This is a genomic window from Streptomyces sp. NBC_00829, from assembly GCF_045161795.1.
GTDB lineage: Bacteria > Actinomycetota > Actinomycetes > Streptomycetales > Streptomycetaceae > Streptomyces.
In genome coordinates, this window is sequence record NZ_CP108867.1 from 7,092,266 (window position 1) to 7,106,257 (window position 13,992).

Annotated in this window: 11 protein-coding genes and 1 pseudogene; 3 read left to right on the top strand and 9 right to left on the bottom strand. The window is 70.4% G+C overall.

What is annotated here, in order from left to right:
• Positions 1–82: 82 nt before the first annotated feature.
• From OG293_RS31865 to OG293_RS31875, 3 genes are all read right to left on the bottom strand, one after another.
• Positions 83–1,108, bottom strand: coding sequence for a 6-phosphofructokinase (locus OG293_RS31865; RefSeq protein ID WP_406002209.1), 1,026 nt, complete (start codon positions 1,106–1,108; stop codon positions 83–85).
• A 169-nt stretch (positions 1,109–1,277) separates the two neighbouring features.
• The gene (locus tag OG293_RS31870) at positions 1,278–2,006 is read right to left on the bottom strand and encodes a type 1 glutamine amidotransferase (protein ID WP_406002210.1); all 729 of its coding nucleotides are present in this window, start codon (positions 2,004–2,006) and stop codon (positions 1,278–1,280) included.
• Positions 2,007–2,035: 29 nt separating this feature from the next.
• Positions 2,036–3,274, bottom strand: a complete 1,239-nt coding sequence (locus OG293_RS31875; RefSeq protein ID WP_406002211.1) for a MurT ligase domain-containing protein — start codon at positions 3,272–3,274, stop codon at positions 2,036–2,038.
• 115 nt (positions 3,275–3,389) lie between these two features.
• Between OG293_RS31875 and def the strand changes: the two genes are divergently transcribed.
• Positions 3,390–3,926 (top strand): peptide deformylase, encoded by a 537-nt coding sequence (def, locus tag OG293_RS31880; RefSeq protein ID WP_406002212.1) that lies wholly within the window; start codon positions 3,390–3,392, stop codon positions 3,924–3,926.
• Between the two features lie 100 nt (positions 3,927–4,026).
• On the opposite strand, the gene OG293_RS31885 is transcribed toward def, so the two are convergent.
• Positions 4,027–4,686 carry a TetR family transcriptional regulator gene (locus OG293_RS31885; RefSeq protein WP_406002213.1) on the bottom strand — a complete coding sequence of 220 codons (660 nt, stop codon included), beginning with the start codon at positions 4,684–4,686 and terminating at the stop codon, positions 4,027–4,029.
• A 184-nt stretch (positions 4,687–4,870) separates the two neighbouring features.
• Between OG293_RS31885 and OG293_RS31890 the strand changes: the two genes are divergently transcribed.
• Positions 4,871–6,097: an acyl-CoA dehydrogenase family protein gene (locus tag OG293_RS31890; protein WP_406003777.1), complete on the top strand. Its 1,227-nt coding sequence runs from the start codon at positions 4,871–4,873 to the stop codon at positions 6,095–6,097.
• Between the two features lie 61 nt (positions 6,098–6,158).
• Here OG293_RS31890 and OG293_RS31895 read toward each other — a convergent pair whose 3' ends face one another.
• The 3 genes and pseudogenes from OG293_RS31895 to OG293_RS31905 all read right to left on the bottom strand — a co-directional run bounded on the left by OG293_RS31895 (position 6,159) and on the right by OG293_RS31905 (position 9,342).
• Entirely contained in the window at positions 6,159–6,647 is a 489-nt protein-coding gene (locus tag OG293_RS31895; protein ID WP_406002214.1) for a glutathione peroxidase, read from the bottom strand.
• Positions 6,648–6,717: 70 nt separating this feature from the next.
• A pseudogene (locus OG293_RS31900) lies at positions 6,718–6,810 on the bottom strand (acyl-CoA thioesterase II); the annotation flags it as partial.
• An 18-nt stretch (positions 6,811–6,828) separates the two neighbouring features.
• The gene (locus tag OG293_RS31905; RefSeq protein ID WP_406002215.1) at positions 6,829–9,342 is read right to left on the bottom strand and encodes a DEAD/DEAH box helicase; all 2,514 of its coding nucleotides are present in this window, start codon (positions 9,340–9,342) and stop codon (positions 6,829–6,831) included.
• A gap of 122 nt (positions 9,343–9,464) precedes the next feature.
• On the opposite strand from OG293_RS31905, the gene OG293_RS31910 reads away from it, so the two are divergent.
• Entirely contained in the window at positions 9,465–10,256 is a 792-nt protein-coding gene (locus OG293_RS31910) for a metal-dependent hydrolase (RefSeq protein ID WP_406002216.1), read from the top strand.
• A gap of 107 nt (positions 10,257–10,363) precedes the next feature.
• On the opposite strand, the gene OG293_RS31915 is transcribed toward OG293_RS31910, so the two are convergent.
• Both OG293_RS31915 and OG293_RS31920 read right to left on the bottom strand, forming a co-directional pair.
• The gene (locus tag OG293_RS31915; RefSeq protein ID WP_406002217.1) at positions 10,364–12,145 is read right to left on the bottom strand and encodes an ABC transporter ATP-binding protein; all 1,782 of its coding nucleotides are present in this window, start codon (positions 12,143–12,145) and stop codon (positions 10,364–10,366) included.
• Positions 12,142–13,956: an ABC transporter transmembrane domain-containing protein gene (locus OG293_RS31920; protein ID WP_406002218.1), complete on the bottom strand. Its 1,815-nt coding sequence runs from the start codon at positions 13,954–13,956 to the stop codon at positions 12,142–12,144. The genes OG293_RS31915 and OG293_RS31920 overlap by 4 nt, the downstream gene beginning before the upstream one ends.
• Positions 13,957–13,992 lie beyond the last annotated feature (36 nt).

Below are 13,992 nucleotides of genomic sequence, written 5' to 3' on the forward strand. Positions count from 1 at the left end.
TCGCGCTTGTTGTCCGGACCAGACTAGAACCGCCCCCGGCCGCAGCTGCGGCCGGGGGCGGTTCCAGACGTACATCCCTGCGTCACAGCACGCACTCGGCCTCTGCGTAGCGCTCGGCCGGAACGGTCTTCAGGGTCTCGACGGCCTGGGCGAGGGGCACCATGGTGATGTCCGTGCCGCGCAGTGCCGTCATCATGCCGAACTCACCGCGGTGGGCGGCCTCCACGGCATGCCAGCCGAAGCGGGTGGCGAGCACCCGGTCGTAGGCGGTCGGCGTGCCGCCGCGCTGGACGTGGCCGAGGATCACCGGACGGGCCTCCTTGCCGAGGCGCTGCTCCAGCTCGATCGAGAGCTGACGGGCCACGCCCGCGAAGCGCTCGTGGCCGTATATGTCCTTGCCGCCCTCGTCCCACTCCATGGAACCCTCGCGGGGCTTGGCGCCTTCGGCGACCACGACGATCGCGAACCGCTTGCCCGCCTCGAACCGCTCGCCGACCCGCTTGGTCAGCTCGCCGATGTCGAAGGGACGCTCGGGCACCACGATCGCGTGCGCGCCCGCCGCCATCCCGGAGTGCAGTGCGATCCAGCCGGTGTGCCGGCCCATGACCTCGACGATCAGCACACGCTGGTGCGACTCGGCCGTGGTCTTGAGGCGGTCGAGCGCCTCGGTGGCGACGCCCACCGCGGTGTCGAAACCGAAGGTCACATCGGTGGACGCGATGTCGTTGTCGATCGTCTTCGGCACGCCGACGATCGGCAGTCCGCCCTCGGAGAGAAGGTTGGCGGCCTTGAGGGTGCCCTCACCGCCGATCGGGATGATCGCGTCGAGACCCAGCTCGGCGACATGGCCCCTGGCCCGCTCCACGCCGTCGCGCAGATGCGCCGGCTGGACGCGGGAGGAGCCGAGAATCGTGCCGCCGCGGGCCAGGATGCCGCCCACCGCGTCGAGGTCGAGCTTGCGGTAGTCGCACTCGAGAAGGCCCTTCCACCCGTCGTGGAAGCCGATGACCTCGTCGCCGTGGTCGACGACGGCCCGGTGTACGACGGACCGGATGACGGCGTTCAGACCGGGACAGTCGCCGCCGGAGGTGAGCACACCAATGCGCATAGCCCGAAATACCTTTGCAACGTGGGCAGAGTCCCGGACCACGTCGTCCGGTCGGATCCCCGCCACCCTACCGGCGCTGGGCGACGGGACCGAACCAGGCGTCCGACTGATGGACGTCGGCTTTCTGTCAGCCGGGCTGTCAGCAGCCCCCCGGAGGGTTCCGGGCCCGTCAGGCGGGCTGTGTCGCGGACGCGATGCGCTCGGCGCGCAGCGCCTCGTACCACCGGTCGTCGGTCGGGGGCAGCGCGTTCACATCGAGCGCCAGCTTCAGCAGCAGGTCTGCGATCTGCGGGTTGCGGGCCATCACCGGGCCGTGCATGTAGGTGCCGAAGACGGTCTCGTTGTACGCGCCCTCGGTGCCGTCGCCGGTGCCGTTGCCACGGCCGAGGACCGTGCGGGCGAACGGACGGGCCGTCGGGCCGAGGTGCGTGATGCCCTGGTGGTTCTCGAAGCCGGTCAGCTGCGGCAGGCCCAACTGCGGGTCGATGTCCGCCAGTACGTCGCCCACGCACCGCTCGCCCTCGCCTCGGGTCGAGATCACGTCGATCAGGCCGAGGCCCGGCTCGCGCTCGCCGAGGTCGTTGATGAACTCGTGGCCGAGGATCTGGTAGCCGGCGCAGACCGAGAAGATGATCGCGCCGTTGGACGCGGCCCGGCTGAGGCCGCCGTCGCGGCGCAGCCGCTCGGCCGCGAGCCGCTGCGGCCGGTCCTCGCCACCGCCGATCAGGTAGATGTCCCCGGAGGTGGGGATCGGCTGGTCGCTGCGTACGTCGATACGCATCACGTCGAGGCCGCGCTGCCGGGCCCGGCGCTCGACGACGAGTGCGTTGCCCTGGTCGCCGTACGTGCTGAGCAGGTCCGGGTAGACCCAGACCAGACGCAGGCTGTTGTCGCTCATGCTCATATGTCCTTTTCGGGGTCCGCGGGTCAGTTGCCGACGCGGCGGCGCACGTCCTGGAAAGCGGTGTAGTTGGCGATCAGCTCGATCCGTCCGGGCGGGGCGAGCTGCACCGCCTCGTCGACCGTCTCGCAGACCCGGAAGTCCAGGCCGGCGACTTCGAGCCGGACCGCCAGGTCCAGGCGGCGGTCGCCGATCACGAAGATCGGGTGACCGGCGAGCCGGGTGTAGTCGACGTCCCAGAGCCAGGAGGTGTCCGTGCCGTCGGCGCCCCGGGCGTTGACCGAGAGGATCACCGGGGTCGGCGGCGGGTCGATCAGGGAAAACGTTTCGAGCCATCCCGCCGGGTTCTTCGCCAGCAGCAGACGCAGATCGCGGCCGAGGAAGGAGACGACGTCGTAGCGGCCGGCGACGGCCTGCACGGCGTACATGCGCTCCAGGGCGACCTGCGGCGGAACCCCGAAGCACGCGGCGACCGCGGCGGAGGTGGCGGCGTTCGCCTTGTTGGCGCGGCCGGGCAGCTGAAGGTGGATCGGCCAGGCCGAGCCGTGCGGGTCGAGAACGTGGTCGCCGCTGAGTACCCAGCTCGGCGCGGGGCGGCGGAAGCCGCACTCACCGCAGAACCAGTCGTTGCCGGGGCGCTGCATCACACCGCCGCAGGACGGGCAGGACCAGGCGTCGTCCTTCCACTCCTGGCCGGCGGCCACCCACACGACATTGGGGGACGAGGAGGCGGCCCAGACGATCAGCGGGTCGTCGGCGTTGGCGATGACCATGGCCTTCGTACCGGCAAGGCCCTCGCGCCACTTCTCGGCGAGCATCCGGGTCTCGGCCGCGCGGTCCAGCTGGTCGCGGGAGAGATTGAGCAGCGCGATCGCCTTCGGCGTCACATCGCGGGCGACGCCGGCGAGGTACTTCTCGTCGACCTCGATCACACCGAACTTGGCGTCGGAGCCACCGGCCAGCGCCGAGGTGATGCCCGCGGGCATATTGGCGCCGAGCGCGTTCGAGACCACCGGGCCGCTGGCCCGCAGCGCCTCGGCGATCAGCCTGGTCGTGGTGGTCTTGCCGTTGGTCGCCGACACGAGGACCACGTCCAGGTGCTGCGCCAGCCGCCCCAGCAGATCGGGGTCGAGCTTGAGCGCGACCCGGCCGCCGATCACCGATCCGCTGCCGCGTCCGGCGGCGCGCGACACCGCCGCAGCGGCCTTGCCTGCCGTCACGGCCAGCTTGGCGCGCGGCGTCAGGGGCTCCGAGTTGCCTGACATTGTCCTTGATCCTCCTTGCATCGGTCCGGCCCAGCCTATCGAGGTCCGTCCGCATGCCAGCACGGCGGCACCGTCGGAGAACAGGGAGGTCACCGGGGACCGTACGCTTACGCCCATGCGAAACCGGCCCATCCCCGGCAGTTCTGGACTCGTGAAGGCCATGAGCCTGTTCGGCGATCCGGTGCTGCACGCGCCCTGTGAGAGCGTCACCGACTTCTCGCCCGCGCTCAAGCAGCTCGTCCAGGACATGTTCGCCACGATGTACGCGTCCCGGGGCGTGGGTCTGGCCGCGAACCAGGTGGGCGTCCCGCTGCGGGTGTTCGTCTACGACTGCCCCGACGACGAGGACGTCCGGCACCTTGGACACATCGTCAACCCCCGCCTGGTGGAGGCGGACGGGGTCACGGTCCGCGGACCGGAGGGCTGCCTTTCGCTGCCCGGCATCGAAGCCGGTACCGAGCGCTTCGACCACGCCGTGGTGGAGGGCGTGACGTCGGACGGGGAGCCGGTGCGGGTCGAGGGGACCGGGTTCTTCGCGCGGTGTCTGCAACACGAGTGCGATCACGTGGACGGGCTGGTGTACCCGGACCGGCTCTCGGGCTGGCGCCGGGCGAAGGCGTTGCGGGCGGCGCGCCGTGCGAGGCGGGCGTGACCCGGCGCCCGCGCCGGGGGGCTCCACCCGAGGCCCCCCGCGCCTCCACCGCCCGCGAGGCCCGGGAATCACGCCCCGCAGGCCAACCGCCCGGCCCGGTTCAGAAGCCCGGCCCGCCCGCCCGGTCCGCCGCCGCGGCCAGCCGTCCCCACAGCAGATCCGCCAGGCACCGCACCAACTCCGCGCGCGAGCACGGCCGTTCGCCCAGCCACCAGTCTCCGGCCGCATGCATCATGCCGACGATGCCGTGACCCCAGACCCGAGCCAGCTGCTCGCTGTCCGGCCCCAGGTCGACCCGGTCGTAGATGACCTTCGCCAGCTCCTCGCCGAGGCGCCGCAGCAGCGGCGCCGAGTGGCGGCCGACGTCGAACGTCGCGTCCGTGCCCGCGTCCGAGGGCTGGCCGTCCTCGGAAGGATGCATCAGGAATCGGTAGACCTGCGGCCGTGCCTCGATCGCCGAGAGATAGGTGTCGAGCGTCGCCTCGACCCGCTCACGGCGCTCCGCCGGTGCGTCGACCGCCGCCCGCAGGGAGTTCAGCAGGGCGTCGGTGTGACGTTTGGCGAGCGCCCGGTACAGGCCGCCCTTGTCGCCGAAGTGCCGGTACAGAATGGGCTTGGTGATGCCCGCCTCGGCGGCGATGGCGTTCATGGACGCGTGCGGTCCGTCCCGGAGCACCACCCGGTCGGCCGCTTCGAGCAGTTCCCGGCGACGCTGGTCCGACGACCGCTGTTGTCCCGCCGCCTGCTGTGTGGTCTCCATGGTGTTTCTCCCCGCCCGAGCGATTGCGCGACGCCTGTGATTGCGTGACGCCTGCGCAACGTAACACCATGCCCGCCCGCCCAGGGGATCGGCCAGTGACCGGTTGACACGGTCTACCAACCGGTAACAGACTTTGGTTACCGCAAGTAACATGCAGGAAGTAACCGCAGTGCTGGAGGGCAACATGGCCGAGTTCGCGCTCGAACTCAACGACGACCAGAAGCAGGTCCGTGATTGGCTGAACGGCTTTGCCAAGGACGTGATGCGCCCGGCCGCCGCCGAGTGGGACGAGCGTGAGGAGACTCCCTGGCCCGTCATCCAGGAAGCTGCCAAGGTCGGTATCTACTCCCTCGACTTCTACGCCCAGCAGTTCTTCGACCCGACCGGGCTCGGTATCCCGATGGCGATGGAGGAGCTCTTCTGGGGCGACGCCGGCATCGGACTCTCCATCGTCGGCACGGGACTTGCGGCCGTCGGTGTCCTCGCCAACGGCACCGAGGAGCAGATCGGCACCTGGATCCCGCAGATGTACGGCGACGTGGACGATGTGAAGGTCGCGGCCTTCTGCTCGTCCGAGCCGGACGCGGGCTCCGACGTCGGCGCGATGCGCACGCGCGCCGTCTACGACGAGGCCACGGACGAATGGGTGCTGAACGGCACCAAGACCTGGGCGACCAACGGCGGTATCGCCAACGTCCATGTCGTGGTCGCCGTCGTCGACCCGGAGATCGGCTCCAAGGGCCACGCCTCCTTCATCGTGCCTCCCGCCACCCCTGGCCTCGCGCAGGGCCAGAAGTTCAAGAAGCACGGCATCCGCGCCTCCCACACCGCCGAGGTGGTCCTGGAGGACGTCCGCGTTCCCGGGCACTGCCTGCTCGGCGGCAAGGAGAAGCTCGACGAGCGCCTGGCCAGGGCGCGCGAGCGGGCCAAGGCCGGCGGTGAGCGGGTGAAGAACGCGGCGATGGCCACCTTCGAGGCGTCCCGTCCGGCGGTCGGCGCGATGGCGGTCGGCACCGCGCGCGCCGCGTACGAGGTCGCGCTCGACTACGCCATGACGCGCAGCCAGTTCGGCCGCCCGATCATCGACAACCAGGGCATCGCCTTCCAACTGGCCGACATGCGTACGCAGATCGACGCCGCGCGGCTCCTGGTGTGGCGCGCGTCCTGGATGGCGGCGGCGGGCAGGCCCTTCGAGTCGGCGGAGGGCTCCATGTCCAAGCTGTACGCGAGCGAGGTGGCCAAGAAGGTCACGGCGCAGGCCGTACAGATTCTCGGTGGCAACGGCTTCACCCGGGAGTACCCGGTGGAGCGGATGCACCGGGACGCGGCGATCTACACCATCTTCGAGGGCACCAGCGAGATCCAGCGCCTGGTGATCGCCCGCACGCTCTCCGGCATGCCGATCCGCTAGGGAGTCTCCGACGCCGATCGCCGGGCGGGGCCCAGGGGAGCCCGCCCGGCGATGCGTCGCGTCAGGCGGAGAGCAGCCCCTCGATGGCGGCGACGACCGCGGGGTCCTCGGGCTCGGTGCGCGGGCGGATCCGCGAGACGACCTGGCCGTCCTTGCCGATCAGAAACTTCTCGAAGTTCCACTGGATGTCGCCGGCCTCGCCGTCGGCGTCCGCGACCTTCGTCAGCTCCGCGTACAGCGGGTGGCGGTCCTCGCCGTTCACGTCCGTCTTCTCCAGCATGGGGAAGGTCACGCCGTAGGTGGCGGAGCAGAAGGACTGGATCTCCTCCGCGCTGCCGGGCTCCTGCCCCGCGAACTGGTTGCAGGGCACACCGAGCACACTGAAGCCCTGCTCGCCGTACTGCTTCTGGAGCCGCTCCAGACCGGCGTACTGGGGGGTCAGGCCACACTTGGACGCCACGTTCACCAGGAGGACGGCCGTGCCCTTGTAGTCGGCCAGGGACGTGGGCTCGCCGGCGAGCGTGCGCAGCGGGATGTCGGACAGGGTCATGAAGATCTCCTCGGAGGACGGCAATCGACTCTCATTGTGAACGCAGGGGACGGAAGAGACCTTCCTGCACGACCGAAACCCTGCACGACCGAAACGAGCAGATGGTGACCTCGATCTGCTCCAGGTCGAGCAGGTCGACCAGGCGCTCGGCCTGGTTCGTCATCGGGTTTCTCCCCACACCCTAGAGCTGGCCGACGGACGTCACCCGTACGACGGCCCTGCCCTCCTCGTCGGAGGCCGCGAGATCGACCTCCGCGCTGATACCCCAGTCATGGTCGCCGTTCGGGTCGGCGAAGATCTGCCGCACGCGCCAGAGCCCGTGCGGTGCGTCCTCCTCGATCAGCAGCAGCTTGGGCCCACGGGCGTCGGGTCCGGTGCCCAGCTCCTCGTATTCGTCCCAGTACGCGTCCATCGCCTCGCCCCAGGCGTCCTCGTCCCAGCCGGACTCGCCGTCCAGCCCTCCGAGCTCGGCGACCCTGTCCAGCGCGGCGAGCTCGACGCGGCGGAACATGGCATTGCGGACGAGCACCCGGAAGGCGCGGGCGTTCGCGGTGACCGGCTTGACCTCGTCGGCCTTCTCCTGCGCCTGCTCGGCCGTCTCGATCTCCGGGTTCGCGAGCTGTTCCCATTCGTCCAGCAGACTGGAGTCGACCTGGCGGACCATCTCGCCGAGCCAGGCGATCAGATCCTGGAGATCCTCGGTCTTGAGGTCGTCGGGGATGGTGTGGTCCAGCGCCTTGTACGCGCTCGCGAGATAGCGCAGCACGATGCCCTCGGTGCGGGCGAGCTCGTACCAGGAGGTGAACTCCGTGAAGGTGAGGGCCCGTTCGTACATGTCCCGGATGACGGACTTCGGCGAGACCGGGTGGTCACCGACCCACGGGTGCGACTTCCTGTAGACGTTGTACGCGTGCCAGAGCAGCTCCCCCAGCGGCTTCGGGTACGAGATGTCCTGGAGCCGCTCCATGCGCTCCTCGTACTCCACACCGTCCGCCTTCATCTGCCCGACCGCTTCACCGCGCGCCTTGTTCTGCATGGCGGCGAGGATCTGGCGGGGGTCGTCCAGCGTCGACTCGACGACGGAGACCATGTCCAGGGCGTACGACGGCGACTGCGGGTCGAGGAGGTCGAAGGCGGCCAGCGCGAACGTCGACAGCGGCTGATTCAGCGCGAAGTCCTGCTGGAGGTCGACCGTGAGCCGGATGGTACGGCCCTCGGCGTCGGGGGTGTCCAGCTGCTCCACGACACCGCCGTCCAGCAGCGAGCGGTAGATCGCGATGGCGCGGCGGATGTGCCGCAGCTGCGCCTTGCGTGGCTCGTGGTTGTCCTCCAGCAGACGGCGCATCGCCTCGAAGGCGTTCCCGGGACGGGCGATCACCGAGAGCAGCATGATGTTGGTGACCCGGAAGCGTGAGGTCAAAGGCTCCGGCTCGGAGCCGATCAGCTTCTCGAAGGTGGTGTCCGACCACGCGACGAAGCCCTCGGGGGCCTTCTTCCTGACCACCTTGCGGCGCTTCTTCGGGTCGTCGCCGGCCTTCGCGAGAGCCTTCTCGTTCTCGATGACGTGCTCGGGGGCCTGGGCGACCACGAAGCCGGCGGTGTCGAAACCGGCCCGTCCGGCGCGGCCGGCGATCTGATGGAACTCGCGGGCGCGAAGGGTGCGTACCCGGTTGCCGTCGTACTTGGTGAGCGCGGTGAACAGCACTGTGCGGATGGGGACGTTGACACCGACCCCGAGCGTGTCGGTGCCGCAGATCACCTTCAACAGGCCTGCCTGCGCGAGCTTTTCGACCAGCCTGCGGTACTTGGGCAGCATGCCCGCATGGTGCACGCCGATGCCATGCCGTACGTAGCGGGAGAGGTTCTGCCCGAACTTCGTGGTGAAGCGGAAGTTGCCGATGAGCTCGGCGATCTTGTCCTTCTCTTCGCGCGTGCACATGTTGATGCTCATCAGCGACTGCGCTCGCTCGACCGCCTGGGCCTGGGTGAAGTGCACGATGTAGACCGGCGCCTGCCGGGTTTCGAGCAGCTCGGTCAGGGTCTCGGTGATGGGGGTCGTGACGTACTCGTAGGAGAGTGGGACGGGCCTGGTCGCGGACCGTACGACGGTGGTCTCGCGGCCGGTGCGGCGGGTCAGGTCCTTTTCGAACATGGCGACGTCGCCGAGGGTCGCCGACATCAGGATGAACTGCGCCTGGGGCAGTTCGAGGAGCGGGATCTGCCAGGCCCAGCCGCGGTCCGGCTCCGCGTAGAAGTGGAACTCGTCCATCACGACCTGACCGATGTCCGCGTGCTTGCCGTCGCGCAGGGCGATGGAGGCCAGTACCTCGGCGGTACAGCAGATGACCGGGGCGTCGGCGTTGACGGACGCGTCGCCCGTCAGCATGCCGACGTTCTCCGTGCCGAAGAGCTTGCAGAGGTCGAAGAACTTCTCCGAGACGAGTGCCTTGATCGGCGCCGTGTAGAAGGTGACCTGGTCCCTAGCCAGCGCCGAGAAGTGCGCACCAGCGGCGACCAGGCTCTTTCCGGAGCCGGTGGGGGTCGAAAGGATCACATTCGCCCCGGACACCACCTCGATCAGCGCCTCCTCCTGAGCCGGGTAGAGCGTGATGCCCTGGCTTTCGGCCCATGAGGAGAAGGCTTCGAAGAGGGCATCTGGGTCGGCATCCGGCGGCAGCTGATCGATAAGGGTCACGCCCCCCATCTTGCCTGCCTTCACCCCGGATCAGGGAACCGGAGGGAGACGGCAAGATCATGGGCGATACGCTGCCCTGTCAACTGGGCTTCAGCACAAGAGCAAATGGGGCGGGAACGCACATGATGGGACCGGCGCACTCTCTGTCCGGGGCGGCTGCCTGGCTGGGGGTGGGCGCGGCGACCGCTGCCGCCGGCCACCCGATGCCGTGGCCGGTCCTCGTCGTCGGAGCGCTGATCTGCGCGGGCGCTGCGCTCGCGCCCGACCTCGACCACAAGGCGGCGACGATCTCACGGGCCTTCGGACCCGTTTCACGCGGACTGTGCGAGGTCGTCGACAAACTGTCGTACGCGGTCTACACGGCGACGAAGAAGCAGGGAGACAAACGCAGGACCGGAGGTCACCGCACGCTGACCCACACCTGGCTGTGGGCCGTCATGATCGGCGCGGGCACCTCGGCGCTGGCGATCACCGGCGGACGGTGGGCGGTGCTCGCGATCCTCTTCATCCACTTGGTGCTCGCCGTGGAGGGTCTGCTGTGGCGGGCGGCGCGGGTCTCCAGCGATGTGCTGGTGTGGCTGCTGGGCGCCACCAGCGCATGGATCCTGGCGGGCGTGCTCGACAAGCCGGGCAACGGCGCGGACTGGCTGTTCACCGCGCCGGGCCAGGAGTACCTCTGGCTGGGACTGCCGATCGTGCTGGGCGCTCTGGTGCACGACATCGGTGACGCGCTGACGGTTTCGGGCTGCCCGATCCTGTGGCCGATCCCGCTGGGCCGTAAGCGCTGGTACCCCGTCGGTCCGCCGAAGGCGATGCGGTTCCGGGCCGGGAGCTGGGTGGAGCTGAAGGTGCTGATGCCCGTGTTCATGCTGCTCGGCGGAGTGGGCGGAGCGGCAGCCCTGGGATACATCTAGGACCAATTCCTTCGGCGGGCGCTGGGACAGGTGCGGGGCCTGTCCCTTTCCGGGCGCGCCGGGCCCGCTCCGCCGCGTCGGCGGCCCTCCACCCGGCTTTCCGGTGCCTACCCGTGCCAGGACCGCCACAGGGCCGCGTAGGCGCCGTCCGCCGCCACCAGCGCGTCATGGCCTCCCAGCTCGCTGATCCGGCCGTCCTCCACCACCGCGATCACATCCGCGTCGTGCGCGGTGTGCAGGCGGTGGGCGATGGCCACCACCGTGCGTCCGTCCAGGACCCGCGACAGCGAACGCTCCAGATGGCGGGCCGCCCGCGGGTCCAGCAGCGAGGTCGCCTCGTCGAGGACCAGCGTGTGCGGGTCCGCGAGCACCAGGCGGGCCAGCGCGATCTGCTGGGCCTGGGCCGGGGTCAGGGCAAGGCCGCCGGAGCCGACCTCGGTGTCCAGGCCGTCGTCGAGGGCCCTGGCCCAGGAGTCCGCGTCCACCGCGCACAGCGCCGCCCACAGCTCCCCGTCCGAGGCGGTCGTACGGGCCAGCAGCAGGTTGTCGCGGAGCGAGCCCACGAACACATGGTGCTCCTGGTTGACCAGGGCGACATGCTCGCGCACCCGCTCGGCCGGCATCCGGGACAGCTCGGCGGCGCCGAGCGTGATCTGTCCCGCCCGCGGGGCGTAGATGCCCGCGAGCAGCCGCCCGAGGGTCGACTTGCCCGCGCCGGAGGGGCCGACGAGGGCGAGCCGGGTTCCCGGCGCCACCGCCAGGGACACCCGGTGCAGCACGTCCACGCCGTCCCGGTAGCCGAAGTGGACCTCGTCCGCCCGCACTTCGCGGCCGTCGGGCACGACGCCCGCGTCGCCCGCGTCCGGCTCGATGTCGCGCACGCCGACGAGCCGGGCGATCGACACCTGGGCGACCTGGAGCTCGTCGTACCAGCGCAGGATCAGATTGACCGGGTCGACCAGCATCTGCGCCAGCAGGGCGCCCGTGGTGAGCTGACCGACGCTGATCCAGTCCTGGAGGACGAACGCGCCACCGATCAGCAGCACCGAGCAGAGGATCGTCACATGCGTGACGTTGATGACCGGGAAGAGCACCGACCGCAGATAGAGGGTGTAGCGCTCCCACGCGGTCCACTCCCTGATCCGCTGCTCGGACAGCGCCACCCGGCGACCGCCGAGGCGGTGCGCCTCCACGGTCCGCCCCGCGTCCACGGTCTCGGCCAGCATCGCGGCGACCGCCGCATACCCGGCGGCCTCCGAGCGGTACGCCGAGGACGCCCGCTTGAAGTACCAGCGGCAGCCGGTCACCAGCACGGGCACGGCGACGAGGACGGCGAGCGCCAGCGGCGGCGCGGTCACGGTGAGCGCGCCGATCAGCAGGCCGGCCCAGACGACGCCGATCGCCAGCTGCGGCACGGCCTCGCGCATCGCATTGGCCAGCCGGTCGATGTCGGTGGTGATCCGCGAGAGCAGATCGCCTGTCCCGGCCCGCTCCAGCACGCCCGGCGGCAGCCCGACCGACCGCACCAGGAAGTCCTCGCGCAGATCGGCCAGCATCTCCTCGCCGAGCATCGCTCCGCGCAGCCGCATCAGCCGCACGAACACGGTCTGGACGACGAGCGCGAGCGCGAACAGCGCGGCGGTGCGCTCCAGATGGAGGTCGCCCGCGCCGTCCGCCAGATCCTCCACGAGCCCGCCCAGCAGATAGGGGCCGACCATCGAGGCGATCACGGCGACGGCGTTGACGGAGACCAGCAGGACAAAGGCCGCGCGGTGCCGCCGCAGCAGCTCGCGGACATACGCACGCACGGTCGCCGGGGTGCCGACGGGCAGGGTCGCCGCCGTCTGTGGGGCTGCCGGGTCGTATGCCGGTGGTGCCACGCCGATCATGCCGACTCCTCGATCTCTTCCAGTGCTTCCAGCGACTCGACGGCAGCGATCGTGTCGAGTCGTTCTTCCTCGGTCTCGCGGGTGACGACGGCCCGGTAGCCGTCGGTGCCGTGGAGCAGTTCGCGGTGTGTGCCCACCGCGGCCACCGTGCCGTCGTGGACGAAGACCACCCGGTCCGCCCGGTCCAGCAGGAGCGGTGAGGAGGCGAACACCACGGTCGTGCGACCGGCCCGCAGCCCCTTGACGCTCTCGGCGATCCGCGACTCCGTGTGCGAGTCCACCGCGGACGTCGGCTCGTCCAGGATCAGTACCTCGGGGTCCGTGACCAGCGAACGGGCCAGCGCGAGACGCTGGCGCTGGCCCCCGGAAAGGGAGCGCCCGCGCTCGGTGATCCGGGTCCGCATCGGGTCGCCCTGGCCGTCGTCGTCCGAAGACGCCTGGCCGAGCGCGTCCAGCACGTCGGCGCACTGGGCGGCCGCGAGGGCGTCCTCGGCGGCCACCTTCCCGGAGGCGGGGACGTCGAGCAGCTCCCGCAGGGTGCCGGAGAGCAGCACCGGATCCTTGTCCTGGACGAGGACTGCGGCACGGGCCTCGTCCAGCGCCAGTTCGTCCAGCGGCACCCCGCCGAGCAGGACGGACGGCGCGCCCTCGGCGTCCGCGGCCGGGTGCCCGCCGAGCCGTTCGGCCAGCAGTCCCGCCCCGTCCGGGTCGCCGCACACCACGGCGGTGAACTGGCCCGCGGGCGCGAGGACACCGGTGTCCGGGTCGTACAGATCCCCGCTCGGGCGGCCGTACTCCACGCCCGAGGGCTCCGTCGTGCGCCGCAGGGCGAGCACCCGGGCGGCGCGCTTCGCCGAGGGCCGCGAGAAGGAGTACGCCATGGCGATCTCCTCGAAGTGCCGCAGCGGATACATCAGCAGCGTCACCGCGCTGAAGGCGGTGACCAGTTCACCGACCTCGATCCGGCCGTCCTGGGCGAGGCCCGCTCCGTACCAGACGACCGTGATCAGCAGCAGGCCCGGCAGCAGCACCTGGATCGCCGAGATCAGCGACCACATGCGGGCGCTGCGGACGGCCGCCCTGCGTACCTCCTGCGAGGCCTGGCGGTAGCGGCCGAGGAACAGCTCCTCACCGCCGATGCCGCGCAGGACCCGAAGGCCCGCGACGGTGTCCGAGGCCAGCTCGGTGGCCCTGCCCGCCTTTTCGCGCTGGATGTCGGCGCGCCGGGTCGCCCGCGGGAGCAGCGGCAGCACGGCCAGCGCCAGCACGGGCACACCGATCGCCACCACCACCCCCAACTCCGGTTCGTACAGCGCCAGGCCGACGCAGACGAGCACCACGGTGATCGCCGCGGCGGCGAAGCGGGAGACGGCCTCCACGAACCAGCCGATCTTCTCCACATCGCCGGTGGAGACCGCGACCACCTCGCCGGCCGCGACCCTGCGGGTCAGCGCCGAACCGAGCTCCGCGGTCTTGCGGGCCAAAAGCTGCTGGACACGCGCCGCGGCGGTGATCCAGTTGGTGACGGCCGTGCGGTGCAGCATGGTGTCGCCCAGGGTGATCGCCACACCGCACCCGACGATCAGAGCGCCGGAGAGGGCGAGCGCGCTGCCGGAGCGGTCCACGACCGCCTGCACGGCCCGGCCGACGCCGAGCGGCAGCCCCGCGACTCCGCAGAAGTGGAGCAGTCCCCAGGCCAGCGCCTTGAACTGTCCGCCCAGCTGATTCCGCCCGAGCCAGAACAGGAACCGCGGCCCCGACCTGGCATCTGCCACACCAGGGTCGGGGTACGGAAGATCGCGAATCTGCATGATGTCCCAGTGCTCGAAAGTGGGGCGGAAACCGTG

What these genes read in the sequence shown, in the direction of transcription:
- OG293_RS31870 (WP_406002210.1), bottom strand. Translation starts at nt 2,006, where the DNA reads ATGAGCGACAACAGCCTGCGTCTGGTCTGGGTCTACCCGGACCTGCTC.
- OG293_RS31915 (WP_406002217.1), bottom strand. Translation starts at nt 12,145, where the DNA reads ATGATCGGCGTGGCACCACCGGCATACGACCCGGCAGCCCCACAGACG.
- OG293_RS31865 (WP_406002209.1), bottom strand. Translation starts at nt 1,108, where the DNA reads ATGCGCATTGGTGTGCTCACCTCCGGCGGCGACTGTCCCGGTCTGAAC.
- OG293_RS31910 (WP_406002216.1), top strand. Translation starts at nt 9,465, where the DNA reads ATGATGGGACCGGCGCACTCTCTGTCCGGGGCGGCTGCCTGGCTGGGG.
- OG293_RS31890 (WP_406003777.1), top strand. Translation starts at nt 4,871, where the DNA reads ATGGCCGAGTTCGCGCTCGAACTCAACGACGACCAGAAGCAGGTCCGT.
- def (WP_406002212.1), top strand. Translation starts at nt 3,390, where the DNA reads ATGCGAAACCGGCCCATCCCCGGCAGTTCTGGACTCGTGAAGGCCATG.
- OG293_RS31920 (WP_406002218.1), bottom strand. Translation starts at nt 13,956, where the DNA reads ATGCAGATTCGCGATCTTCCGTACCCCGACCCTGGTGTGGCAGATGCC.
- OG293_RS31885 (WP_406002213.1), bottom strand. Translation starts at nt 4,686, where the DNA reads ATGGAGACCACACAGCAGGCGGCGGGACAACAGCGGTCGTCGGACCAG.
- OG293_RS31895 (WP_406002214.1), bottom strand. Translation starts at nt 6,647, where the DNA reads ATGACCCTGTCCGACATCCCGCTGCGCACGCTCGCCGGCGAGCCCACG.
- OG293_RS31875 (WP_406002211.1), bottom strand. Translation starts at nt 3,274, where the DNA reads ATGTCAGGCAACTCGGAGCCCCTGACGCCGCGCGCCAAGCTGGCCGTG.